The 24,293-nt window shown below is 65.4% G+C and carries 25 protein-coding genes, 2 tRNA genes and 1 pseudogene; 11 read left to right on the forward strand and 17 right to left on the reverse strand.

Features of this window, described 5'->3' with window-relative positions:
* Positions 1–5: 5 nt before the first annotated feature.
* Positions 6–158 (forward strand): annotated as a pseudogene (locus ACT53T_RS13050) (transglutaminase family protein); the annotation flags it as partial.
* Between the two features lie 120 nt (positions 159–278).
* Here ACT53T_RS13050 and ACT53T_RS13055 read toward each other — a convergent pair.
* Positions 279–355, reverse strand: a tRNA-Met gene (locus tag ACT53T_RS13055).
* A gap of 125 nt (positions 356–480) precedes the next feature.
* Here ACT53T_RS13055 and yidD point away from each other — a divergent pair.
* Positions 481–834, forward strand: coding sequence for a membrane protein insertion efficiency factor YidD (gene yidD / locus ACT53T_RS13060; protein ID WP_476161531.1), 354 nt, complete (start codon positions 481–483; stop codon positions 832–834).
* Here the strand turns inward: yidD and ACT53T_RS13065 are convergent.
* Positions 798–1,685: a hypothetical protein gene (locus ACT53T_RS13065; protein WP_476161532.1), complete on the reverse strand. Its 888-nt coding sequence runs from the start codon at positions 1,683–1,685 to the stop codon at positions 798–800. The genes yidD and ACT53T_RS13065 overlap by 37 nt on opposite strands.
* A 115-nt stretch (positions 1,686–1,800) precedes the next feature.
* Positions 1,801–2,136 carry a DUF6477 family protein gene (locus tag ACT53T_RS13070; RefSeq protein WP_476161533.1) on the reverse strand — a complete coding sequence of 112 codons (336 nt, stop codon included), beginning with the start codon at positions 2,134–2,136 and terminating at the stop codon, positions 1,801–1,803.
* Between the two features lie 140 nt (positions 2,137–2,276).
* Here ACT53T_RS13070 and ACT53T_RS13075 point away from each other — a divergent pair, with 140 nt between their 5' ends.
* The 4 genes from ACT53T_RS13075 to ACT53T_RS13090 all read left to right on the forward strand — a co-directional run bounded on the left by ACT53T_RS13075 (position 2,277) and on the right by ACT53T_RS13090 (position 6,121).
* A complete protein-coding gene (locus ACT53T_RS13075; RefSeq protein ID WP_476161534.1) occupies positions 2,277–2,648 on the forward strand; it encodes a helix-turn-helix domain-containing protein in 372 nt (123 codons plus the stop codon).
* Positions 2,645–3,493, forward strand: coding sequence for a DUF6456 domain-containing protein (locus ACT53T_RS13080; protein ID WP_476161535.1), 849 nt, complete (start codon positions 2,645–2,647; stop codon positions 3,491–3,493). Before ACT53T_RS13075 ends, ACT53T_RS13080 begins: the two co-directional genes overlap by 4 nt.
* 363 nt (positions 3,494–3,856) lie before the next feature.
* Positions 3,857–5,638 carry an ABC transporter ATP-binding protein gene (locus ACT53T_RS13085; RefSeq protein WP_476161536.1) on the forward strand — a complete coding sequence of 594 codons (1,782 nt, stop codon included), beginning with the start codon at positions 3,857–3,859 and terminating at the stop codon, positions 5,636–5,638.
* 78 nt (positions 5,639–5,716) lie between these two features.
* Positions 5,717–6,121 carry a rhodanese-like domain-containing protein gene (locus ACT53T_RS13090; RefSeq protein WP_476161537.1) on the forward strand — a complete coding sequence of 135 codons (405 nt, stop codon included), beginning with the start codon at positions 5,717–5,719 and terminating at the stop codon, positions 6,119–6,121.
* Positions 6,122–6,130: 9 nt separating this feature from the next.
* Here ACT53T_RS13090 and ACT53T_RS13095 read toward each other — a convergent pair whose 3' ends face one another.
* From ACT53T_RS13095 to ACT53T_RS13115, 5 genes are all read right to left on the reverse strand, one after another.
* Positions 6,131–7,039 (reverse strand): SAM hydrolase/SAM-dependent halogenase family protein, encoded by a 909-nt coding sequence (locus tag ACT53T_RS13095; protein WP_476161538.1) that lies wholly within the window; start codon positions 7,037–7,039, stop codon positions 6,131–6,133.
* A gap of 69 nt (positions 7,040–7,108) precedes the next feature.
* Entirely contained in the window at positions 7,109–7,408 is a 300-nt protein-coding gene (locus ACT53T_RS13100) for an addiction module antidote protein (protein WP_161912095.1), read from the reverse strand.
* A 4-nt stretch (positions 7,409–7,412) separates the two neighbouring features.
* Entirely contained in the window at positions 7,413–7,700 is a 288-nt protein-coding gene (locus tag ACT53T_RS13105) for a type II toxin-antitoxin system RelE/ParE family toxin (RefSeq protein ID WP_476161539.1), read from the reverse strand.
* 387 nt (positions 7,701–8,087) lie between these two features.
* The gene (locus ACT53T_RS13110) at positions 8,088–9,398 is read right to left on the reverse strand and encodes a hypothetical protein (RefSeq protein ID WP_476161540.1); all 1,311 of its coding nucleotides are present in this window, start codon (positions 9,396–9,398) and stop codon (positions 8,088–8,090) included.
* Positions 9,399–9,750: 352 nt separating this feature from the next.
* A tRNA-Ser gene (locus ACT53T_RS13115) sits at positions 9,751–9,840 on the reverse strand.
* 220 nt (positions 9,841–10,060) lie between these two features.
* Here ACT53T_RS13115 and ACT53T_RS13120 point away from each other — a divergent pair.
* The 3 genes from ACT53T_RS13120 (at position 10,061) to ACT53T_RS13130 (ending at position 14,504) form a co-directional block, all read left to right on the forward strand.
* The gene (locus ACT53T_RS13120; protein ID WP_476161541.1) at positions 10,061–11,491 is read left to right on the forward strand and encodes a M23 family metallopeptidase; all 1,431 of its coding nucleotides are present in this window, start codon (positions 10,061–10,063) and stop codon (positions 11,489–11,491) included.
* A gap of 685 nt (positions 11,492–12,176) precedes the next feature.
* Positions 12,177–12,587, forward strand: a complete 411-nt coding sequence (gene dcd / locus ACT53T_RS13125) for a dCTP deaminase (protein WP_476161542.1) — start codon at positions 12,177–12,179, stop codon at positions 12,585–12,587.
* Positions 12,588–12,689: 102 nt separating this feature from the next.
* Positions 12,690–14,504 (forward strand): ABC-F family ATP-binding cassette domain-containing protein, encoded by a 1,815-nt coding sequence (locus ACT53T_RS13130; RefSeq protein ID WP_476161543.1) that lies wholly within the window; start codon positions 12,690–12,692, stop codon positions 14,502–14,504.
* Positions 14,505–14,564: 60 nt separating this feature from the next.
* Here ACT53T_RS13130 and ACT53T_RS13135 read toward each other — a convergent pair whose 3' ends face one another.
* The 8 genes from ACT53T_RS13135 to ACT53T_RS13170 form a co-directional block, all read right to left on the reverse strand.
* On the reverse strand, positions 14,565–15,836 hold the full coding sequence (locus ACT53T_RS13135) for a sialidase family protein (RefSeq protein ID WP_476161544.1): 1,272 nt from the start codon (positions 15,834–15,836) through the stop codon (positions 14,565–14,567).
* A 64-nt stretch (positions 15,837–15,900) separates the two neighbouring features.
* The gene (locus ACT53T_RS13140; RefSeq protein ID WP_476161545.1) at positions 15,901–16,287 is read right to left on the reverse strand and encodes an energy transducer TonB; all 387 of its coding nucleotides are present in this window, start codon (positions 16,285–16,287) and stop codon (positions 15,901–15,903) included.
* Between the two features lie 54 nt (positions 16,288–16,341).
* Entirely contained in the window at positions 16,342–16,857 is a 516-nt protein-coding gene (locus tag ACT53T_RS13145; RefSeq protein ID WP_476161546.1) for an energy transducer TonB, read from the reverse strand.
* Between the two features lie 28 nt (positions 16,858–16,885).
* Complete coding sequence (locus tag ACT53T_RS13150) at positions 16,886–17,251, reverse strand: hypothetical protein (protein ID WP_476161547.1); 366 nt, start codon at positions 17,249–17,251, stop codon at positions 16,886–16,888.
* A 24-nt stretch (positions 17,252–17,275) separates the two neighbouring features.
* On the reverse strand, positions 17,276–17,989 hold the full coding sequence (locus tag ACT53T_RS13155; RefSeq protein WP_476161548.1) for an energy transducer TonB: 714 nt from the start codon (positions 17,987–17,989) through the stop codon (positions 17,276–17,278).
* Positions 17,986–18,522 carry an ExbD/TolR family protein gene (locus ACT53T_RS13160; RefSeq protein WP_476161549.1) on the reverse strand — a complete coding sequence of 179 codons (537 nt, stop codon included), beginning with the start codon at positions 18,520–18,522 and terminating at the stop codon, positions 17,986–17,988. The genes ACT53T_RS13155 and ACT53T_RS13160 overlap by 4 nt, the downstream gene beginning before the upstream one ends.
* Positions 18,522–19,163, reverse strand: a complete 642-nt coding sequence (locus ACT53T_RS13165) for a MotA/TolQ/ExbB proton channel family protein (RefSeq protein WP_476161550.1) — start codon at positions 19,161–19,163, stop codon at positions 18,522–18,524. The genes ACT53T_RS13160 and ACT53T_RS13165 overlap by 1 nt, the downstream gene beginning before the upstream one ends.
* A 180-nt stretch (positions 19,164–19,343) precedes the next feature.
* Positions 19,344–19,730 carry a DUF2946 family protein gene (locus tag ACT53T_RS13170; RefSeq protein WP_476161551.1) on the reverse strand — a complete coding sequence of 129 codons (387 nt, stop codon included), beginning with the start codon at positions 19,728–19,730 and terminating at the stop codon, positions 19,344–19,346.
* 139 nt (positions 19,731–19,869) lie between these two features.
* On the opposite strand from ACT53T_RS13170, the gene ACT53T_RS13175 reads away from it, so the two are divergent.
* Together ACT53T_RS13175 and ACT53T_RS13180 are read left to right on the forward strand one after the other, a co-directional pair.
* Positions 19,870–20,241, forward strand: a complete 372-nt coding sequence (locus ACT53T_RS13175; protein ID WP_476161552.1) for a DUF2946 family protein — start codon at positions 19,870–19,872, stop codon at positions 20,239–20,241.
* Between the two features lie 78 nt (positions 20,242–20,319).
* Positions 20,320–22,833, forward strand: coding sequence for a TonB-dependent receptor (locus ACT53T_RS13180; RefSeq protein WP_476161553.1), 2,514 nt, complete (start codon positions 20,320–20,322; stop codon positions 22,831–22,833).
* A 76-nt stretch (positions 22,834–22,909) separates the two neighbouring features.
* On the opposite strand, the gene gor is transcribed toward ACT53T_RS13180, so the two are convergent.
* On the reverse strand, positions 22,910–24,277 hold the full coding sequence (gene gor / locus ACT53T_RS13185) for a glutathione-disulfide reductase (protein WP_476161554.1): 1,368 nt from the start codon (positions 24,275–24,277) through the stop codon (positions 22,910–22,912).
* Positions 24,278–24,293: the final 16 nt, after the last annotated feature.

Genomic DNA, 24,293 nt, shown 5'->3' on the forward strand with positions numbered 1-24,293 from the left:
AAACATTCGATCCTAGAAATAACACGCCGAGGATCGGGCGCGTTCTGCTGGCGCGCGGACGCGACGCGGCGGATGTGGCGATGGCCACGACCTTTGGTCCCAATAAGCTGGAGTATTTTCGTGTCTGGACCGACGAGGTCGGCGAAAACGCCGAGTGATCCATGGATGTCGCGCCGGGGTGACAGCTCACCGGGGTAGCGGCTTCGTAGCGGCACGGCGCGCAATCGGCGGCCTGTTAAATCGCCAACTATATGAAATTACAGGCTAAATTCGGTTCGTGGTAGCGGAGGAGGGATTCGAACCCCCGACACAAGGATTATGATTCCTCTGCTCTAGCCGACTGAGCTACTCCGCCCCGCGTCCTTTCGGACGAGCGTCGGCGGATATAGTCGACGCCCGTCAAAAGTGTCAAGCCGTCGTCCGGGGAATTGTCGCTCGCGAAGATTCTGCCCCGCGACCCATGCCGTGCTAGGGTGGCCCATGCTCGGATCGCTGCCGGCGCGAGCCGCTCGCGCGCTCATCCTCGTTTATCGGCTCAGCCTCTCGGCCTTCATCGGGCGCGAGTGTCGCTATTTGCCGAGCTGTTCGGAATATGCGGATGAGGCGATCCGTCGCCATGGCCTGTGGGCCGGGGGCTGGATGGGCTTTGCGCGTCTGTGCCGTTGCCGGCCGGGCGGGGGCGATGGCTATGATCCGGTTCCGCTGGCGCCGGCGGCGGCGCATTCGCTCGCGCCCTGGCGCTATGGGGCGTGGCGGCGCCCGGCGGTCTGCGAGGCCGTCGAGCGCGAAGACGACGGTCAGGAGCGCGCCATCAGCTCCACGGCGAGGCCGTAGATGCGCAGGCGGATCGGCTCGGGCAGAGCGCGCAGCGCCTCGAGATAGGTCTGGCCGAGGGCGCAGGTCTTCTTGTCGTCGAAGGGCGGGTCGGGAGTCTTGCCGTCCAGCAGCGAGTCGATCTCCGGCTTGCGCAGGCCGCGCGCGGCCAGCGCCTTTTCCAGAGCGCGGAAATCCTCCTCGCTCGGCGCCGAGCGCTCGAGCTGCTTGGCCTGGCCGCTGGCGATGGCCTCGAGGCCGACCACCGCCATTTCCGCGACCAGCGCGCGCCGCCGTGCAGCGAAGCTGTGGAAATCCTGATCGACGCCGCCATAGAGAAAGGCCGCGCAGAGCTTCTTGTTCTCGGCGGAGATGGCGCGCAGCACATCGAGCTGCAGATCGAAGACGCGGGCGAGGACCAGCGGCTCCGCTTTGGCGGCGAGCACGCCGCGCGCCTGGCGCAGCCGGCGCACCGATTCGGCGAGATAGAAATCGACGCTCGCCGTCTCGGCGCCGACGCCGGGCTCCTGCGCGAATGTCTCGATCGCGGCGGCGTAATCGGTCGGAAAAGCCTGGCGCATGCGCTGAAAGAACGATCTGTATTCCTCCGTGGCGGCGATCGCCTGTTCTATGCGGGCGCGGGCGGAAGGACGCGGGTCCGCCGGCGCGGGCGCGGGCTCCGTCGCGGCTTCGGCGAGCGGCGCTGGGTCGGCCTCGGCGAGAGGGGGCTCGGCGAGACGCGCCGGCTCGGCGATATGGGCCGGCTCGGCGAGCTTGCGGCCGGGGCCGAGCGCCATCATCACCAGCCCGAGACCGAGACAGAGCGCGACGATCGCGCCCGTCGCCAGAGCGAGCAGCCTTTCCAAGAACATGGTCGGTCTTTCGATATGCCCGCTCGGGGAATGGAGATTCGAACGCAAATACCAATGGAAAGGCTTTTCTAGCTCAATCCCGGCGGCCGACAAAGGGCGCCGCCCCGGTCCGGGATCACACGCGGTCGCGAGCGCTTCTATGAGCCGTGCGGGCGAGCCGCAGCGCGCGCGCCCGCTCGGCGCGATGCGCCACGAGAAGCGCGATATGGCGCGAGAGATCATAGCTCCAATGTCCGGCGCGGGCGCGCTCGGCCCGTAGCGCGCGCTCCAGCTCCTTCAGCACGGCGGCGGCGGCCTGCGGCGTCTCGGCGGCGATGACGCTGCGCGACAGGCGATGAAACGAGCGCAGAAATTCGTCGCGTCGATAGGCCTCGACTTTTGCGCGCAGCGCGCTCTGCAGAGTTTTTCGCGCGGCGGCGCGCAGGCGATCGGATGACGACGGATTGCGCATGAGGAGTCCTCCCGCGCCGGAGCATGGGCGAGGAGCGGGCGATGGGGATAAGTTTTTTATCCGTTGTATAGGATTAAATTCATGATAGCGTCGGAGACGTCGCCGGCCGAGGGGCCGCGGCGCTTGCACAGGCGAGACGAATGGCTCCCCGACGAAGCGATCATTTTCTGTCATCGGCGCTCTGCGTCGCCGCCGCCGCGGCCGCCTGTGGCGTTCCGCCCGATGCTCTGCGCAGCGCGAGCCGCGGGCGCGCCAATGTCGCCGGTGCGCGCCATCTCGCGGTCTATCTCGATCATGTCGCTTTCGGCGCGAGCCTTTCCGCCTGCGCGCGCGCTTTCGCGCGTGATCGCGCCAGCATTCGCCACGCCTGCGCGCGGGTGGAGGACCGCCGCGACGAAGAGAATTTCGATCGCGCCGTGGCCGCGCTGGAACAGGCGCTGCGCGCACAGCGGCGCCTCATCGAGACGATCGCCTTTTCCGTCAGCTCACATCCAACCGGAGACGATTCATGAGTGGCGTTCAACGACAGAGAGACGAGACCGAGGCGCGTGCGCTGCGCCGTCTGCTGGAGGCGATGAATGAGCCCGGCGCGCAGGCGATGGCCGATCCGCTCGGCGTGCGGTCGATCATCGTCGCGGCTCCGCGCAAGGGCGTCACGGTCGCGCGGGCGCGCCTTCCCGCGAGCGTCGCCGATAGCGCCGCTGCGCGCGGCTTGGCGCGCTGGGACGGCGCCGGCGAGGCGCGCCGTCTGCGTCTGACAGATGAGGGGCGCGCTCATCTGAGGCGGCTCGCGGCGCCGGCCGAGGCCAATCCCTTTTTTGCGCAGCACAGCGCGCTCGCGCCGCGCGTCGTGGAGCAGGGCGCGCGCCCGACGCTGGTCAATGAGGGCGAGAGCCCGCTCGCCTGGCTCGCGCGCCGCAAGAATCGCGACGGCCGACCCTTTCTCGCGCCGGAGCAGATCGAGGCCGGCGAGCGCTTCCGCCGCGATGTGACGCAGGCCGCCATTCTCCAGCGCGTCACCGCCGATTGGGAGGCGGCGATCGGCTCCGCGCGCGGCGGCGGCGCGGGCGCCGCTATCGCCGATGTGGCGATCGACGCGCGCCGGCGACTCTCTCTCGCCTTCGATGCAGTGGGGCCGGAGCTCGGCGGATTGCTCACCGATGTCTGCGGCTATTTGAAAGGCCTCGAGCTCGTCGAGAGCGAGCGCGGCTGGCCGCAGCGCTCCGCCAAAGTGGTGCTGAAAATCGCGCTCGAGCGGCTCGCTTTGCATTATGGATTGGCCAGCGAGGCGCAGGGGCCGGAGCGCGCGCGCCATTTGCTGCATTGGGGCGCGGAGGATTATCGTCCTACGCTCTGATGCGCAGAGCGGTGGCGGCGCGGTTGACAGAGCGGCGCTTTGGGCGCATGAAGCTCGCCATATTGCACTGCAATATGGCGCGTCGCATCGGCGACGCTCGTCATCTCTATCGGGGGAGTCGCCATGATGAAATTCGTCATGTCCTATCGTTCCCCGGGCCGCGCCTAGAGAGTTCAGGCAGTGAGCCCGGTTCCAAAATACCGGGCTGCTCTCTCGCGCATGTCGCTCTGCCGATCCTGTCGGCTCTGACGATCTTCTCACGAAAGACATTCCCGGAAACAGCCGCGACGCAGCTTCGTCTCGCGTCGCCTCGCGCCCATTCACGAAAAAAGGGATCGGGACGTCTCGCGTCCCGCAGGATTCATGTCCGCCTATTTGACCACGCTGCGCTTCGCGCTCCGCTATTGGCTTCTCTCGCCGCGCCTGCTCGCGGCGATGCTCGTCGCTCGCCTCGTCTCCAATGTCGTCGACGTCTTCGTTCCGGTGGCCTCCGGCCATCTCGCCGATGTCGTCGCCGGCGAGAGCCGCGAGCTCGCGCCGGCGCTTGCAGCGCTCGCCGTGTTTCTCGGCACGGTGCTGCTGTTTCATTGCCTGCGCAATTTCGTCGCCTTCTCCGTCTGCCATGTCGCCGCTCACGCCATGGCGGCGCTGGTGCGCGACGCTTTTGCGCGCGTGCAGCGCTTCTCGGCCGATTGGCACGCCAACGCCTTCGCCGGCGCGACGGTGCGCAAGATCACGCGCGGCGTCTGGGCCTTCGATTCGCTCAGCGACACGCTGATCTTCGGCATGTTGCCGGCGGCGACGGTGATCGTGGCGATCACCTGCCTCCTGTCCTGGCGCTGGCCGCTGCTCGGCCTCGTCGTGGCGATCGGCATATCGCTGTTTCTGGCGATGGGAATCGGCCTCTCGCTCGGCTGGATCAGCCCTGCGGCGCAAGTGTCGCAGGCGCTCGATTCCGCCGTGAGCGCGCGGCTCGCCGATTCGATCACCGGCAATCAGATCGTCAAAGGCTTCGCCGCCGAGAAACGCGAGGATGCGAGCTTCACCGCGCTCGTGACCGAATGGCGCAAGCGCACGCTGATCTCCTGGTATCGCGGCACGACGGTCGGCCTGCTGCAGGCCGTGGTGATGATCGCCATGCAGGCGACTCTGCTCGGCTGCGGGCTGATGCTGTGGTCGCAGGGCGGCATGTCGACGGGCGATGTGGTGAGCCTCATCGGCATACAGGGGCTCATCAACGGCTATTTGCGCGACATTGGCGAGCACGTGCGCAATCTGCAGCGCGCCGTCAACGAGATGGAGGATGTGGTCGAGTTCGACGCGCAGGAGCCCGATGTGGTCGATGCGCCGGGCGCGACGCCGCTGGCGGTGACGCGCGGCGAGATCGTCTTCGACAATGTGACCTTCGGCTATCCGAATGCGCGCAGGAAGCTCTATGAGAATTTCTCGCTGACGATCCGTCCGGGCCAGCGGGTCGGCCTCGTCGGCGCCTCTGGCGCCGGCAAGACGACCTTCGTCAAGCTGCTGCAGCGCCAGTTCGATCTCGATGCGGGCCGAATTCTCATCGACGGCCAGGACATCGCCTTCGCGACTCAGGCCTCGCTGCGGGAGGCGATCGGCATCGTCGCGCAGGAGCCGATCCTGTTCCACCGGCCGCTCGGCGAGAATATCGCCTATGGCCGGCCGGACGCCGCGCAATACGAGGTCGCGGAAGCGGCGCGTCTCGCCCATGCGGATATGTTCATCGAGCGTCTGCCCGACGCTTATGAGACTCTGGTGGGCGAGCGCGGCGTGAAGCTCTCGGGCGGCGAGCGCCAGCGTGTGGCGATCGCGCGCGCCATTCTCGCGGCGACGCCGATATTGGTGCTGGACGAGGCGACCTCCTCGCTCGATTCCCTGTCCGAATTCCATATTCGCGCGGCGATCGAGCAATTGTCGGCGGGACGCACGACGATCGTCGTCGCGCATCGCCTGTCGACGGTGCAGCGGCTCGACCGCATATTGGTGTTCGACCATGGCCGCATCGTCGAGGACGGCTCGCATGAGGAGTTGCTGCGCCTTTCGGGCGGCGTCTATCGGCGCCTGTTCGACACGCAGGTCGGCGCCGGCGACTCGCTGGAGCAGGCGATCGAGCGGGCGGGGTGAGAGCCCCGCCCCTTCGGGGGTATGAAATTCTCGTTATTGAAAATGTATTGCCGTCACCAAAGCAGCGAGGCGAGACGAATGGACGAGGAGCCGAAAATCGACGCGGCGCGCATCGCGCATTATTCGTCGAAGCTCGAATATGAGATCGACTCCTGGGACCTTCGCGCGTGCGAGGAGGAGGTCGTCATCATCGACGCGCGTTCGCCCGAGGCCTATGAAAAAGAGCATATTCCCGGCGCTATCGGCTTTCCGCATCGGACGATGACCGCGGAGACGACGACGAATCTTCGTCGCGATGTGCTCTATGTGACCTATTGCGACGGCGTCGGCTGCAACGCTTCCACCAAAGGCGCTTTGAACCTCGCCCGATTGGGGTTTCGCGTCAAAGAGCTGATCGGCGGCCTCGACTGGTGGAAGCGCGACGGCTACGCCACCGAAGGCGCGCAATCATGCACTGGCGGCGATGCGGGCTGCGCCTGTTGACGATGGGCGTCATGGCGCGCGCGAAAGCTCGATCGTCCAATCGGGGCCGGAGTCGACGCCATAGCTCTTGGCGAAATCGCCGAGATTGAGCGCGACGGCCATGTCGAAGAGGCTGTTGACGTAGACAAGCGGGCGCCCCTGCGGAACGTCGCCGAATGTGCGCTCATAGGGCGCGGCGAGATCGGCGACGAGCCGATCGCCATGGCGAATGCGCAGACGCACCGGCTCGCCCAGCGAGATCTTCAATTCGTCGAACAGGGTTTTCGGAATGTTCGACCATACATTGCCGAAATGCGCGTCGAGCACGGGAACGATTCCGCTGACCGCATCGCCTTTGCGTTCCGCCGCGCGATAGGGAATCGTGACCAGCGCTTCCGGCGGCAGCTTGCGGCCGATCTGCTCGAAGCTCTGCGCGCCGGCCGCCAGACGCGCGCCGGCATAGACGAAAATATCGCGGCCGTGAAATGTGTGGGATTGCTCGGAGCCGGGCCGGCGGTTCACGCTCTCGTCGATCTCGCGCACTTCCTTCACGCCCTCGCGCTCGGCGACCAATGTCAGCAGCCCATTGTTGGGCGCGAGGAAAAAGCGGCCGCTCAGCGTCTCGAGCGCAATGGCCAGCCGTCCCGTTCCGACGCCGGGATCGACGACGGCGACGAACACGGAGCCTTTCGGCCAATAGGGCTCCGCCTGATAGAGGCGATAGGCGCCGGCGAAAATACTGCCCGGATCCTCATGGCTGAGATCGGCGACCAAGAGATCCTGCGAGATGGAATAGGCGACGCCTTTCATCGCGGCGACGGCGCCGTCCGCCGTTCCGAAATCCGTGAACAGCACCAGCGGCGCGCGCGCCGCCGCGACGCCGCAAGAGAGGCAGAAGAGAAGAGCGGCGGCGAGCGCGCGGAGCGACGAATGAAGCATGGGCGTTCCAATCTCAGAGGCCGGGCCGCCGGCCTCGCGTCTTACGAAAAAATGAAAGCGCAACGCTGGTCATCGCGTCGTCGAAGAGGTCGGAATCAACGCGATCTTTACGTTCAGCGCGCGCAAGACCGCGCTGATCGTCTCGAACCGCGGATGGGAGCCGGGAGCGAGAGCTTTATAGAGACTTTCGCGTCCGAGCCCGGCGGCGGCCGCGACCTGCGCCATGCCGCGCGCCTTCGCCACTTCCGAAAGCGCGGCGAGCAGAACGTCGGAGTTTTCGTCCTCTGCTGCGGCCGTCAGATATTCGGCGATCGTTTCCTCGTTATCGAGATAATCGGACACGTTGAAGGCGGCGAAATTCTTGGTCATTGCGTCACTCCTTCAGCTCCCGCGCCAATTCCTTCGCGCGCTCGATGTCGCGTCGCTGCGAGCCCTTGTCGCCGCCGCAGAGCAGCACATAGACGGTCGCGCCGCTCCTGACGAAATAGCCCGGCCCATAGTGAATTCGCATCTCCGACACGCCTTCCCCGACAGGCTCGCAATCGCCGAAATTGCCATGCGCGGCGCTCGTCAGCCGCGCCAATATGCGGGCCTTGCCCTTTCGATCGACGAGACCGGAGAGCCATTCGTCGAACGACGAAGATCGAACGAGTGTGAACATGACTGACCGTATCCAAGTGGATACGGAAAGACAAGGTAGTCGCAGGCCGCTGCATGGCAAGCGCAAAGCTAGAGCTAGGCAGCTCGACGAACGGTCTAGACAAAGGTGGAGGAGTAGATTTGTGAGCAACTGGCGGAGAGGGAGGGACTCTCTTCTGCTTTAATTAACTTCAATAATATCGGCATAGTGCAGGCCGCATCACTGGGTCTTCTGAATCACAACTCCGTATCAAATGGCAAGGGGGTGACCGCCGATCGACGGCATTCGGAGCCCGTTCCTGATATCGGGGGCAAGAATTAACCTTGAGCCCTGAAGATTTCTCGCCCTCAACATCGAGCGATGCCTGCGCCGTCGTGAACTGGAGTCGGACGGCGTCGAAACTCTGGGTCAGCGGCAGGACGCCAGAAAATCTTCCGTCTTCGTGCTCAGCCCGGCAGCCGCGTAAAAATTTGCCTCCGGGTCGAAGCGGGCTGTGTCGAAGGTCGCCGGCGCAAGTTGGATTGTCTCGCCTTCGAGATCGAACATCGGCGGCGTCGGCAAGTTTGCGGTGAGCAGTCGACCGGGGGTCAGGCTGACGTCTCCTTTGGCGCGCAAGTCGAACATTTGCACCCCGAGTTCGAGGAGATAGGCCTCCGCGCGCCCGATCGGCGTCTCTGGATCGGAGACGCTATCCGATGACATCTTCGCTCTGGCGCGCGCGAGGATGTTCTCGGCGGACTCTAGGCCCGCAGACGCGAGAGCGGCATCGATCCATTCTCCGTCGCTCCTGCCGGACAATGCGCCGCCGCGATAACACAGGACTGCGAAGGCGAAGCCGCGGTTGTGGCTCTGACGGAAGCCCTCGAATAGATTGGACCAAGTCTTGAATTCGGCAGGGGCCCGCAGCCGGCGGAAATTGCGCTCATCGAGATTCAGGACGATATTCGCGAGGGCCGAAGCCAAACGGTAGCCTTCAATCGGGTCGCTGATCCGCGCTTGGTTAGCAAGGATATGCGCGGGGGCGGTGTAGAGCGTTTGATCCGGGTCGTAGAGGCGTTTTCCGGTAGCGACCTCGAATAGGCGCTGCTCTACGACCCGTTCCTCCGGGCTCATTTTCCGCACGAACTCGAGCGAGGTCGCGATTTCGGACCAAACCGCGCAACACTCGAGAAGGGCACCGACGACGATTGGCTGACGCGCTACCAGCGACGAACCGGAGTTGTCGTACAGGCGTGTGAACAAGACGGGCCGTTTCGCTTCGAGCTTCCCGTCAAGCCCGAATTCCTGGCCGGCACTCAACTTGAGTTGCCATGGGACCTCCGGCCCGTGAGGGCGCGACTCATGCTGCGTCCGGTAGAAGCGACCCATGTTGATCCGCCGCGTGCGGTCGTGCAGGTCTGCGAACAAGTGAAATTTTTCAGCGGGTCCGTAAGTCGGCCCGCCCGCCTCGACGAGCCGACGCACCTCGAACAGCCGACGCAGATATTCGCGGCCCCACAGAGTCCCTACGAAATCCGCCCAGTGCGTCATCTCGTGCAGCATTATGGAATACGCCTCGCGGAGAGCGGGGAGTCGCTGCGTGCTCAGGTCGTAGTCCAGTGTCGTCCGACTGATGCGTTCGAGGTGGATCGTGCAGGAATGGAAATCGAAATGAGCTTCGTCTCCGGCATTCGGGAAAAAGTCCCTATAGAAGCCGCGTTGTTTCAAAACTTTGGTCATTGATTGTCTCCGCCTGCCGGGACATAGCCACGGCTGATCGGAAGGGCAACCGGGCAGATCACCGGCGCGTCAACCAGCAGGCGAGGCGCGACAAGGTTTCCTCTGATCGACTGGTCGGCGCCGCACAGGACCGCATCCTCGAATGGTGGGAGACGGTCTACCTGTCGCTTCACCGCCCCCGCTTGGCACCGCAATTCGACTCCGAGGCGCGCCGCGAGCCTGCCCGCGCTATCCCACACGCTCGACCTCGCTGAGGGGAAGGCCATGCGGAGAGGCATTCTGTAACACCGAACGGCGCGCAACTGGCTGATTTCTAATATCTATAAGTAAAGACTGAGTAAAAGTAAGGCAGTGGCGGAGAGGGAGGGATTTGAACCCCCGATACGGTTGCCCGTATGCCGCATTTCGAGTGCGGTGCTTTCAACCACTCAGCCACCTCTCCAGGGGCGAAAGCGGGGACTTGCCCCGCTCGCGGCGAAGCGCCCAATAGCACGCGTTCGCCTCGGCGATCAAGGCTCGAAACGCGATCCTTTCGCCCAGCCTCGCTCGAGGCTCCCGCGGCAGATTTGCCGATCGTTAACCTTAATGAGGTGTAACAGGCCGCCGACCTCCCCTCGCGCGCTCGCGGCTCGCGCGCCGGGGCGGTCCTCTGGAACATGCGCATGCCGAAAGCCAATGATCTCAGACCGCGACAAAAGCGGCTTCCTTTCGTCGTCGAATTCACGCTCGCCTCGCGCCGTCGGCGGCTGGAGCTGTCGCCCCCGACGCTCGCCGTGGCGGGTCTCGTTCTGCTCGGGGCGGGGCTGCTCGCGCCTTGCGCGGCCGCCTATCTCGCGTTTCGCGACGACATGCTCGCCGAGCTGGTCGATCGCCAGACTCAGATGCGCTACGCCTATGAGGATCGGCTGGCCGCCATGCGGCTGCGGCTCGATCAGGCGACGAGCCGGCAGTTTCTCGCCCAGGGCGATGTCGAGAGCAAGGTGCAGACCCTGGTCGCCCGCCAAGCCAAGCTGGAGACGCGGGCGGCGCTGGTGGCGCGGCTCGTCGAAGGCGTCGCCTCCAAGGATGCGGCTCCCGCCGGCGTGACCGCGCAAAGGCGCGCGCCTTCGGTCGCCGCGCCGGCTGTGGGCGGGCCCGTGGGATTGCCTTCTGGCGTCAGCGCCTATGCGCCGGCGCAAGAGGAGCGGCCGGAGCCCTTCGCCGGCTTCGACAAGCCGCAGCCGGAGGGCCTCGAGCTACGGCTGCGACGCGAGGATGATGCGCCCGCCAACTCTTCGGGCAAGCCGGCGGCCGAGCGTCGCGGCGCCTCGGCGGAGCTCGCGCCGCAGACCGAATCGCCCCGGCTCGCGGCCGAGGCCGGTCTGCCGATGCAGTCGCGCCTCGAGCATTTGGAGGCCTCGCTCGATCATGCCGAGCGCGAGCAGACCCAGCGCCTCGGCCGGCTGGTCGAGCCGATTCGGGCGGCGACCGCCAAGCTGCGGCGCGCTTTCGATGTCGCCGGCCTGCCGGTCGAGCGCTTTCTTCCCAAGGGCCGCGCCAAGGCCGGCGCTGCTCCCGAGAGCTTCGCCGGCGGGCCTTTCGTGCCGGCCGAGCGCAATGATCTCTTCGAGCGCGAGCTCAGCGCCGCCGAGACCGCGGCCACAACGCTCGAGGGCCTGCGCAGCGCGCTGCCCAGCGTGCCGCTGCGCAAGCCGCTCGCCGGCGCGCCGGAGACCACCTCCGGCTTCGGCTATCGCACCGATCCTTTCTTCGGACGCGCTGCGCTGCATACGGGCGTCGATCTGCGCGACGATTACGGCTCGCCCGTGCGCGCCACGGCGGGCGGCGTGGTCGTCAACGCCGGGCCGAGCGGCGGCTATGGGCAGATGGTCGAGATCGACCATGGCTCCGGCCTCGCCACGCGCTATGCGCATCTCTCGGCCATTGCCGTTTCCGTCGGCCAGGAGGTGGCGCCGGGCGAGACGGTCGGGCGGCTCGGCTCGACGGGCCGCTCCACCGGGCCGCATCTGCACTATGAGGTGCGGGTGGACGGCGAGCCGGTCGACCCCTCGCGCTTCCTGCGCGCGGCCTCGACTCTGGCGGAGAGCCATTGAGCCGGGCTGACGTTATGCTGAAGGGCGGGAAAGAGAGAATGCAGGCTCGATCGAGGAAATGGTCAGCTGCCTCTCTGGGTTGCGCCCGAATGGCCGATATCCTGTGTGATGCTAACAAATTGGGCGGGCAGGAGGCTATTTGGCTCTATGCGAGGCCGCCCGCTCCATTACACTTGTGTTACGGAATCATTCCGTTCGAGAGCCGCCTTTCTCAAAAACGGAACCAGGAACGGCCACGATTCTTCTCGATACGTTCCTACATGGAGGACGCCGCATGTTTGTAAAATGTGTGCAATTAATGAGCGGGCCAGGCCCTTCCGAGCTAGTTGTTGAAATAAACACGGTCGACGGCAGAGAGGAAATAATTGTCGATAGCCAGTCGGTCCAAGGTAACTTTCTTCATGTTTGGCCTATTTTAAAAAATAGTGATGCCAAAGTCTTGGTTGAGCTTCCGAGGGAAGCCGTGTCTGGCCGGCTGCGCGCCTGGATAAACATATCTGAGGCAAAAAATAGCGAAATTTGTCACGCGTGATATCCAAAGTGCGAGTCGAAGAATGATCTTAACTGATAGAGAAATTAGAATAGCCCTAAAAGAAGGCCAGATAAAAATAAACCCACAACCAGACCTATCTATTGCCGTCACTTCGACGGCAATAGATTTGACTCTCTCAAAAAATTTCAGAGAGTGGTCGACGCTCGGAGGCTCGTCTCCAATTCATCCTGGGAGTTCGGATTTCAAATACTCTACCATTGCCTCTGCGCTGCAAACACCGCAGAGCGGATCGTATACGCTAAAGCCCAAGGCTTTGTTTTGGCGTGGACGGAAGAAAAAGTAGAAATTCCAATAACCTCTCGATTAGCGGCGCGGGTTGAGGGAAAAAGCTCTTTGGCGCGTCTTGGAATCAGTATTCATGTAACGGCGCCAGTTATTCATTCTGGATTTGTTGGAAATATTCAGCTTGAAATGTTTAATTTTGGTCCGCACCACGTGGTTCTTGATCCGGGTATGTGGATATGTCAACTGGTGTTCGAGCAAACAACCGGAACGCCAGAGAAGGGCTATCACGGTATCTTTTCTAATCAGACTTCCTCATAATGCGACGGTATGCCGATGAGCGGGCGGGCTGGCGTTATGGGGCGAGTGCGATAAAAGACGCGGGGCCGGCCTCGTCCCGCCGGCGCGGACATATCGGACCCCATGGCCCCGCCACCCCTTTTGACGCTCCAGAATGTCGGGCTGACGCTCGGCGGCAAGCCGCTTTTCGAATCGGCGGATCTCTCCGTCTCGCCCGGCGAGCGGCTGTGCCTCGTCGGCCGCAATGGCTCGGGCAAATCGACCTTGCTGCGAATCGCCGCCGGCGAGGTGGAGGCCGATTCGGGGACGCGTTTCCTGCAGCCGGGCGCGAGCCTGCGCTATCTGCCGCAGGAGCCGGATCTCTCCAAATTCGCGACCACGCTGGATTATGTGGTCGACGGCCTCGGCCCGACCGACGATCCCTATATCGCCAAGGCGCTGCTGCTCGAGCTCGGCCTCACGGGCGAGGAGAATACGCGCAGCCTCTCCGGCGGCGAGGGCCGCCGCGCCGCGCTCGCCCGCATCCTCGCGCCGGAGCCGGACGTGCTGCTGCTGGACGAGCCCACCAACCATCTCGATCTGCCGGCGATTCTCTGGCTCGAGGAGCGGCTCGCCGGCCTGCGCTCGGCGATGGTGATCATCAGCCATGATCGCCGCTTCCTGCAGGATCTGACGCGCTCGACGGTCTGGCTCGATCGCGGGCGGACGCGATATTTGTCACGAGGCTTCAAGGAGTTCGAGGCCTGGCGCGACCGCGAGCTGGAGGAGGAGGAAAAGCAGCAGCACAAGATCGACCGCAAGATCGTCGCGGAAGAGCATTGGCTGCAGCATGGCGTCACCGGCCGCCGCAAGCGCAATCAGAAGCGCCTCTCCGATCTTCACGAGATGCGCGCGCGGCGGCGCCGGCATGTCGGGCCGACGGGCGACATAAAGCTCGAGGTCGCCGAGGCGCAGACCTCCGGCGCGCTGGTGGTCGAGGCGCGGGGAATTTCCAAGGCTTTCGGCGATCGGACCATCGTCGATACTTTCTCGACGCGGGTGATGCGCGGCGACCGGCTGGGCATTGTCGGCGCCAATGGCGCGGGTAAGACGACGCTCATCAAAATGCTGACGGGGACGCTGGCGCCGGACGGCGGCCATGTGCGGCTCGGCGCGGCTGTCGAGATGGCGACGCTGGATCAGAGCCGCGCCAGCCTCGATCCGCAGACGACATTGAAGGACGCGCTGACCGGCGGCGGCTCGGATTTCGTCGAGATCAACGGCCAGCGCAAGCATGTCATCGGCTATATGAAGGACTTCCTGTTCGGGACCGAGCAGGCGCGCACGCCCATCGGCCGGCTCTCCGGCGGCGAGCGCGGGCGCCTGCTGCTGGCCCGCGCGCTGGCGCTGCCGTCCAATCTTCTGGTGCTGGACGAGCCGACCAATGATCTCGATCTCGAGACGCTGGATCTCTTGGAGGAGATGCTCGCCGATTACCCCGGCACGCTGATCGTCGTCAGCCATGATCGCGATTTTCTCGATCGCGTCGCCACTTCCGTGCTGATGTCGGAAGGCAATGGCCGCTGGGTCGAATATGCCGGCGGCTATTCCGACATGGTGACGCAGCGCGGCGAGGGCGTGCAGGCGCGCAGCGCCGCCGCCGCCCCGCGCGAGGAGAAGGCGAAAGCGGCGAGCGCGCCGCGGCCGAAAGCCGCCGCCAAGCCGCGCCTCTCCTTCGCCGAGCAGCATGCGCTGACGACGCTGCCGGCGAAAATGGAGGAGTTGCGCGGCAAGAGGGAGAAGCTGCAGAAATTTCTCGACGATCCCGGCCTCTATGCCCGCGATCCGGCGAAATTCGCCGAAGCCGGCAAGCTCCTCGCGAAAGTGGAGGAAGAGCTCGCCGCCGCCGAGGAGAGCTGGCTGGAATTGGAGATCAAGCGGGAGGAGATCGGCGGGTGAGGCGCTTCACCCGCCCGTCCCTCAGGGGCGCCCTGAGAGCGGCGCCCCGAGAGCGTCGCCTCAGCGCTTCGTCGCGAGCCCGGCCGTGGTCTTGCGCGTCTGCGCCTCCGCATGGCCGCGCTCCAGCGGAATGAGCCGGTAGCCCTCCTGCTGCGTCAGCCAGGAGAGATAGGCGACGCCCTTGCTCTCGACGAGCAGCGGATGGTCGGAGGCTTCCGCCGTTTGCGCCAGCGCGCGCGGCGCGTCGAAGCTCTTGCCGCCGTCGCGCGAGCTCTGCGCGAGGACGGTGGTCAGCGTTCCGTCGAACTCCTTCCAGGCGCGGTACAGTTTGCCGCCGCTGACGAGCAGCTGCGGACGCTGCGGCGCGCGCTCGGCGTCGCCGATGCGCTGGGGCTCGGAGAAGCTCTTTCCGCCATCCTCGCTGCGCGCATAGAACAGGCCCTGGCGCGTCTTGCCGCGCGTGAACCATGCGATATGCCAGCGTCCGGCGGCGTCGATCGCCATGGCCGGCCCCTGATGCGGGCAAGTGGTCGCCCAATCGTCGAGGCTGACGCGCGAGCCGATGAGCGTCTTGCCGTCGGCGGAGAGCTTGGCGGCCATATGGTCGCGGCGATTATTCTCGAACACATGGCGCCACATGAAGACGGGCTGGCCGTCGCGATCCAGCGCCGCGCCGATGCGGCAGCATTCGCAGCTGTGATCGAGCAGAATGCTCTTGCCGGAAAAGCTCTTGCCGGCGTCGTCGGACCAGGCGACCGCTATGCCGCTGCCCTCGAAGCTCTCGCCGGCGGCCTTTGCTTTGGCGGCGTCGCGCTTGTCGAGCCAAGCGGCGTAGAGACGCCCTTTGGGGTCGACGATGAAGGTCTCGAAGCGCTGCCCCTTGTCGTCGACGAGCGGCTGCGGCGGCGCGAAGCTCTTGCCTTCGTCGGTCGAGCGCGTGACGAAGACCGTGCCCTCATAGCTCTTCTCGGGCCGCGTGGTGAAGCTCGCCACCAGAGTCCCATCGGCGAGAGCGACGATCTTGGGCCGCGCCTCGCCATTGTCGTCCAGCGTTCCCGCCGGCGCCGCGATGACGAAGGGCGGCGCGAAGCTCTTGCCATTGTCGCTGGAAACCGCGCCATAGACCTTGCCGGCGACGGAATAGGTCAGCCACAGCCGCCCATCGGCGCCGAAGGAGGGCGTCGCGCTGATCGCGCATTTGGGCAGCGGATCGGCGCAGGCGGGCGGCGCGGCATGGGCCATCTGGCCCATTTTTTCCTCTCGCGCTTTCTCTTGCGCGAGCGCGCCGGAAGCGACGAGAAGGGACAGCAGAGCGAGCGCGGCGCGTTTCATGGCGGTGCCTTTCTCAGCGGCTGAAAATGTCGGCTCGAAGGGACGGAAGCCCGCCGACCCCGCGTCAGTGGAAGTTGAATCTCTGCGAGCCCTCGAAGGAGCCGCCGGGCGGCGGCGGGGCGATCAGGCCGGAGAGAATCTTGCGGACGATCTCCGCATGTTTCGGGCTGCTCGACTGGGCGATCGTCACCTGATCCACCTTGCCGGCGGCGTCGATGTGGAAGCTCGCCGTCGCCGAGCCGGGACCGGCGGGGCTCGCCGTCGGCGTGCGCTTGGCGATCTCGCTATAGAGCAGGCCGAGGAACTTGCTCTGCGAGAGGCCGGAGGAGGCCGTCGTCGCCGGGGCGGCAGCCGCGGGCGCCGCAGGGGCGCCGGGCTTGTCCGCTTCCGTCGCGAGAGCGCCGACGGCGGGGAGAGCGAGGAGTAGGACGAGCGTCGCGCGTTTCATCATAGGTCCGCATTTGGTTTTGCGCGGCGGCTTTAGGGCCGCCGCGCGAGGTCCGCATCAGTGGAAGTTGAATTCCTGCACCGCGGAGAAGGAGCCGCCGGGCGGCGACACGGTATGCACCGCGGCGAGGATTTGATTGACGACGGGCTCGAGCGCCGGATTGGAGGCGCTCTGAACCTTGTGCGACACGACGCGGCCGCCGGCGCCGATCGTGAAGGCGACATGGATGGAGCCGGTCTGCGCGTCGGAGGCCTTGGGCGTGTGGCGCTTGATCTCGGCGGCGAGCAGCTTGACATAGGCCTGCTTGGAGAGAGCGGGCTTCGCCTTCTCGGCCTGCTTCTTGTCTTTGCTCTTGTCCGCGTCCTTGCTCTTTTCCTTGTCGGCGGCCTTTTCAGACTTGGCCTTGGGCTTGGCTTCCGTGGCCTTGTGCTCGGCGGCGGGAGCGGGCGCGGGTGCGGCGGCGGGCGCAGGAGCGGCGGATTCGGCCGCGGCGGGAGCCGCCGCTTCGCCCTCGACCGCGAGGGCGGAGCCGGAGACGAGCCCGGCGATCATCAATATCGCGATTCTTTTCATTGGAACGTTCCTCGATCTTTTTTTGCGCTCAGTTGAAGTGAAAACTCTGTTCGGCGTCGAACGGGCCGCCCGGCGGCGGCGGAGCCCGCAGCGATTCGATGATCCGCCGCGCCAACGCCGCATGAGCCGGAGACGAGCCCGTCGCCTCGACGACGCTGATGGCGCCGTTCTTCCCGACATGGAAAAAGCAGGTCGCCCGCCCCTGGCCGATCGTTGCGCGGTTCGGCGTGTGGCGGCGGATTACTTCCGCCATGATTGTCTTATATCGGTGAATAGCCGCCGGATCGGCGAAGACCGACGACGTCGGGGCGATATCCTTCGCAGTCGCGGCGTCCGCGGCTGCGAGAGCAAAGACGGAAATCAGACCGGCGATCGTCGATGACGACAATCTCATTTCGCGTCTCTCGATCTTTTCGCGTCAGTGGAAATGGAAGCTCTGACTTGCGAAAAACCCACCGCCCGGAGGCGGCGGCGCATGGACCGAGGCCAATATTCGTCGCGCGAGAGCGGCGTGGGCGGGCGACGAGCCGGAGGCCGAGACGCTGGTGATGCCGCCGCCGGCGGTGACATTGAAGGTGCAATGCGCCGTGCCCTCGCCCAGCGCGGAGGTTCCGGGCGTGTGGCTGCGGATCGCCGCCGCGAGCAGCGCCTTATAGGCGCTCTGCGACATGCCATTGCTCTGCGATTGCCCTTCCGGCGCGCCCAACCGGCGCTGGGTGACGGCCTCGCGCTTCTTGTCGCGCTCGACGTCCTTCTTCTTTTCGACGATCTTCTTCTTTTTCTCGACGATCTCTTTCTGCTGCGGCAGCGACGGCGCATCGGGCGCCATCACTTGCGGCGGCGGAATGGCGAGATCGGGCTGCTCGATCTCCTCTGGCGGCGGCGGCTCTTCCTCCGCGGCGCTCACTTCCTGCGCTTCGAAGAAATCGCCCTGCGGGACGAGCTCCATGCTGACCGAGTCGAGGCTGGCGATGCTCGGCACGGCCAGCTTCAGCAGCAGCCAGCCGACCGCCGCATGAGCGACGACGACGCCGGCGAAGCTCGCCGGCCGCAGCCAGCCGGGTCTGACGGGCGGCGGGGCGCCGATGGGCGTCCCCTCATGCTCGAAGGAGGAGAGGATCGCATCCGTCATTTCGCCGCCCCTCCCGCGGGAATCGCCGCCGCAGGAGCGACCGTCGCAGGCGCCGGGCTCGCCGCGGCCGGCTTCGCGCCGACGGCCGCCGCCGGGGTCGCCGCGCCCTTGGGCCGCGAGTCGGTCAGTATGGCGATATGGGTGATGCCATTGGTCGCCAATTTGTCCATCACGGCGATCACCTCGCCGTAATTGGCCTCCTTGTCGCCGCGAACATGAACGATGCGGCTCGTGTCGGAGCCCATCATCGCCTTGATGCCGTCGACGAGCGCCTCGGGCGACACTTCATCGGAGCCGAGCGCCACCTTGCCGTCCTTGGAGACGGCGACGACGATCGGCTCCTTGGGATTGAGCGGCTGCGCCGCCTTGGACTGCGGGAGATTGACCTTCATGCCCTTGGCGAGCAGAGGCGCCGTCACCATGAAGATGATGAGCAGCACCAGCATGACGTCGACGAGCGGCGTCACATTTATGTCGGCGAGCGGCTGATAGAGGCTGTCGCCATTCTTGAAGCGCGTCGGAAGTCCGGCCATCACGCGGCCTCCCGCTTTCTCGAGGCGACGATGTGGCCGCTGGTGACGGCGAGCGCCTTGTCCTCGACATAATGGGCGACCTGCTGGCCGGCGCGCGAGAAGGCCGCGCCGATGCGGTTGTAGCCGACCGAGGCGGGAATGGCGGCCGCGAGGCCATAGGCGGTGGCGGCGAGCGCCTCGGCGATGCCCGGCGCGACCACCGCGAGGCTGGTGTCCTGCGATTGGGCGATGCCGGCGAAGCTGGTCATGATGCCCCAGACCGTGCCGAACAGGCCGACGAAGGGCGCGACGGAGGAGATGACGGCGAGATTGGGCAGGCCGCCCTCCGCCTTGGTCATCAGCTCGCGGCCGACGCGGCTCATGATCTCGGCGACGCGCTCGCGCTTCTCGCCGATGGACTCGCCGGGAAGATCGAAGGAGGCGGCGTGCTCGCCGGCGGCCTCGATCGGCGCGAGCAATCCGGCCGGACCGCCGGAACGCGCCGCCCGCGCCGATTTGCCGATGCGCACGACGGCGACGACACCTTCGACGATCAGCACCCAGGTCCAAATCGACGCCAGCAGCAGGGCGGCCATGACCACCTTGCCCACGGGGCCGGCGTTCAGGAACATGGTGACAGGAGAAATTGAGCCGTAATCCATAGGACGCACTCGCGCTTGGGGTTCCTCGATCTCGCGACGCCGCCGCGGATCAGCAGATTGTTGTTGCTTATGATTTTGTTCGTCCAACGGCGATATCCCGCTCTCTCGAGGGAGGGGAGGCGCCGTCGAAGCCCTGCTTTGCCGTTCCCGCGCGTCGCTCGGCGTGGAATCGGCCTGTCGTCAGATGAGAGCGAGGAGACCGGAGGGCGGCGCACGTGCGCCATTGACCGCCTGCGATAGCGCGAAAGACGGCCGCACAGCGGCATAGGCTCGATAGACGGCGGGCTGCGCGGCGGTCTGGCGGCGCAGGGCGACAAAAACGCGATCGGGCAACACCGCCGGACCGGAATGCGCGGCGAGGCAGCAGGGGCAGCTCGCCCCTTTCTTCATCGGCTTGTCGGGCGTTCCGGCGTTCGCGTCGGTGAGCGCGTCATGACACAGGACGCGGGCTGTCTGATCGCCCGCGCGGGCGGCGGCGCTCGCACTCGCAACGCGATGCGGCGCGCCAGAAACGAGGAGGGCGAAAACGAGCGCGCAAACGGCGGCGATCGCGCAGATCGCGCGCATTTCTCTGCGCTGTCCCCCCGTGTGTGACATAAATGTCTCTTAACGGATTTTTTAACTTCTGACAATCTGCGGGGTCTTGGATTTATTTGGCGAAACGCGCTAATTCGCAGCTGGTTTATCGATAGAGTTAACGCGCGCGATGGCGGCGATCGCCAAGTTCCTCTTCCTTCTCGCCCTGCTGGGCCAGGCGCTGACCGCGCCGCTCGGCGGAATGCGCGCGCATGGCGAGACGGCGGCGCGGCTCTGCCTCGCCGCGCATGCCGAGGCGGGCGACGCATTCGCCGCGGAGCCCGGCAAGCAGGCTCCAAAGAGCGACCAATCCCATCGCCATGGCGCCTGCGCCTTCTGCGAGCTCGGCGCCGGCGGCCCCCCGCTTCTGGCGACCGTGGCGTGGGTCGCGTCGCAGCCCCCGCGCGCGCATACGGCCGGCGCCTTCGTCGCCTTCTTCGGAGCGCCCTTCTCGCGCGACGACGACAATGCGCCGACCCGCGCGCCCCCTTCCTTCTCCTGACGCGACACAGCCGCGGCGCGCGAGCGCCGCAAATCGACGCGCGCCCTCGCGAGAGGGCGTCAGGGAAGGACATCACAAATGTATCGTCACCATCTGCTGCGCGGCGTTTCGGCCGGCGCGCTCTTCATCGTCTGCTCCGCCGCTATTCTCCCGGCCGGCGCCCAGGAGGCGCTGCCGACGATCGACATCAGCGGCGAGGCGCAGCCCGCGCAGTCGCGCCGGCCGGCGCCCGCATCCGTCTGGTCGCCCACTCTGCCGGACGGCAAGCCCGCCTTCGTGCAGAAATTCAATCTGCCGAACACCGTCGCCAGCGTGACCCGCAAGCAGATCGACGAGACGATCAACGTCATCGACACGGAAGACGTGGTCAAATATCTGCCGAGCCTTTTCCTGCGCAAGCGCAACAATGGCGACACGCAGGCCGTGCTGCAGACGCGCACCTGGGGCGTCGCGTCGAGCGCCCGCAGCCTCGTCTATGCAGACGATCTGCTGCTGACGGCGCTCATCGGCAATGACAACAGCATCGGCGCCCCGCGCTGGGGCCTCGTCGCGCCGGAGGAGATCGAGCGCGTCGACATGCTCTACGGGCCGTTCTCGGCGGCCTATCCGGGCAACTCCATGGGCGGCGTGCTGCAGATCACCACGCGCATGCCCGACAAGCTGGAAGTCACCGCCAAGCAAACCGTCGCGCTGCAGGACTTCTCGCTCTATGGAACGAGCAAGCTGTTCCACACCGAGGTGACGAGCGCCACCGTCGGCGACAAGATCGGCGATTTCTCCTGGCTGGTCACTGGCAATTACGCCCATGGCACGACACAGCCGCTGACCTATGCGACCGCGGCCAACAATAATCTCTACGGCTATCCGGGCGCTTATTTCGGCAACACCAAATTCGGCGCGCCGGCCACTATTCTCGGGGCGACCGGCAATCTCGAGAACGACCAGATCAACGCCAAATTGAAGCTGGCGTACGACTTCACGCCGACGGTCCGCGCGACCTATACGCTCGGCTTCTGGAGCAATGACGGGACCTCCATCCCGCAGCCCTATTTCTCGAGCGGATTGCAGGCTTTCGGCGCGACGAGCGGAACGGGGAGCATCGGCTCCTCGGCGATGCAGAGCTTCGGCAGCGGCTATTACCGCGTGCAGGAGAAGATGCTCACCAATGCGCTGGCGGTGAAATCCAATACCGGCGGCCCCTTCGACTTCGAGGTCTCCGCCTCGCATTTCACCTATCTCCAGTCGGATCAGCGCTCGCCCTATACGGCGGCGCCGGTGGGCTATTCCTCGACCGGCAAGGATGTCCGCTACAACGGCACCTATTGGACGCTGCTCGACCTCAAGGGCGTATTGCGGCCGGACGGCGTTCTCACGGGCCACGACATCAGCTTCGGCCTGCATGGGGACCAGTTCCATCTGAACAATCCCACCTGGCTCACCACCAATTGGACGAGCGGCATGGCCTCGTCCTATGGCGTCGCGGCCTCCATCGGCAATGGCACGACGCGCACTCAGGCCCTATGGGCGCAGGACGCCTGGAAGATCTCGAAGGAGTTCAAATTCACCGTCGGCGGCCGCTGGGAGCATTGGGCGGCGTCGGACGGCTATAATCAGTCGCTCGGCGGCATCGCCGCCACCGGCTTCGGCTCGACGGCGACGGCGGCGAGCATGCTGCCGATCTATCAGCCGGCGCTCTATCACACGCGTTTCTCGCCCAAGGGCTCGCTGCAATGGACGCCGGACGAGGATTGGACGGTCACCGGCTCGATCGGCCTCGCCAATCGCTTCCCGACCGCCAAGGAGCTCTATAATCTGACGACCATTCCCGGCGCGACGGGAACGGTGGTCAATCCCAACCCCAATCTGCGGCCGGAAGTGGCGCTCAGCAAGGAGCTCGCGGTCGAGCGCAAGATCGGCGACGACGGCTCCGTGCGCGTGTCGCTCTTCGATGAGGAAGTGCGCGACGCGATCATCTCGCAGAGCACTTTCGTCACCAATCAGACCTTCACCGCGTCGCAGACGACCAATGTCGATCGCGTCCGCAACAGCGGAGTCGAGCTCGCGGCGCGCAAGGACAATGTCGTCATCAAGGGGCTCGAGCTCATCGGCAGCGTGACCTATCTCAACGCTCGCGTCATCTCCGACAGCAAATGGGCGCCGTCCGGCGGCACGAACTTCGACAATTGGGCGCTCTCGGTCGCCGGCAAGCGCGTGCCCAATGTGCCGGATTGGCGCGCCACAATGGAGGCGACCTATCGGCCCGACGATCATTGGGCCTTCACGGTCGCGGCGCGCTATCAAGGACAGATGTGGACGACGCTCGCCAATAACGACATCGCCCATGGCGTCTATCAGAGCTTCGACCGCTTCTTCGTCGTCGACACGAAGATCCATTACAAATGGAACAAGCATGTCAGCTTCGACTTCGGCGTCGACAATATCGGAAATTACAAATACTTCTTGTTCCACCCCTTCCCGCAGCGCACCTATACGATCTCGGCGAAGTATGAGTTCGGGCGCGACAAGGGCGAGCGCGGCGTTTTCTTCGAGGGAGACGAGCCGCCGCTGTTCGACGTGTCCTTCGTGAAGTAAGGCGACGAGGCGATCCGGGTTCTTCTCGGATCGCCTTTTCGAGGCCCGAAAGAAGCGAGCCCTCGGGCTCGCTTTTTTATTCGACGATGCGGCTCGGCGCGCGCATCGTCACCAGCTCTTCGGCGAGCGTCGGATGCAGCGCCATGGTCGCATCGAAATCCGCCTTGCGTGCGCCGAGCCGCAGCGAAATGGCGAGAAGCTGCGCCATCTCTCCCGCCTCCGGTCCCAGAATATGCACGCCGACGACGCGATCGCCGGCGGCCTCGACCAAAATCTTCATGAAGACTTTTTCGGCGCGCTTCGACAGCGTCGCGCGCATCGGCCGGAAGCTGGTCTCGAAGACATGGAGCCGGCCGTATTTCGCATGCGCCTCGGCCTCGGTGAGGCCGACGGTTCCGATCTCCGGCGTGGTGAACACCGCCGTCGGCACCAGATCGTGACTGACGCGGACGTCCTTGCCGCCGAACACAGTGTCGGCGAATGCGTGGCCCTCGCGAATGGCGACGGGCGTCAGATTGATGCGGTCGGTCACATCGCCGACAGCGTAGATGGACGGAATATTGCTGCGCGAATAATCATCGACGATGATCGCGCCGCTCTCCTTCATCGCGACGCCCGCCGCCTCGAGCCCGAGGCCCTGCGTCAGCGGCGCGCGGCCGGTCGCCAGCAGCGCCGCGTCAATGTCGAGCCGCGCGCCATTCTGCAGCGTGGCGACGAGCCCGCTCGCGGTCTTCTCGAGCTTGGTGGGCAGAGCGCCGCGGTGGATCTCTATCCCCGCATTGACGAGGCCCTCGTCGAGCAGGCGGCGCAGATTCTCGTCGAAGCCGCGCAAGGGCAGATCGGCGCGCAGCGACAAATGCACCTTGGAGCCGAGCCGCGCGAAGACGCTGGCGAATTCCACGGCGATATAGCCGCCGCCGACGACGAGCAGGCTCTTCGGCAGTTCCGGCAGATCGAAAATCTCATTGGAAGAGATGGCGTGCTCGAGGCCCGGAATGTCCGGCCGCAACGTCGGCGCGCCGCCGGTGGCGACCAGAATGTAACGTGTCGAGACGCGCCTGCCGCCGGCGAAAGCGACTTCATTGGGCGAGGCGATCACGCCGCGCTCGCGAATGACCTCGACGCCGGCCTTCTCGAGATTTTGCGCATAGAGGCCGGAGAGGCGGGTGATCTCCGCCTCCTTGGCGGCGACCAGCGCCTTCCAATCGAATTCCACCGCGCCGACGCGCCAGCCGAAGCCGGCGGCGTCCTCGAAATCATCGTGGAAGCGGCTCGCCATCACATAGAGCTTTTTCGGCACGCAGCCGCGGATCACGCAAGTGCCGCCGATGCGGAACTCCTCGCATATCGCGACTTTCGCGCCATAGCCGGCGGCGATGCGCGCCGCGCGAACGCCGCCCGAGCCTGCGCCGATGACGACGAGATCATAATCATGCTCTGCCATTTCGAACCCCGGAATC

It is taken from the genome of Methylosinus sp. DMC45 (assembly GCF_056313885.1).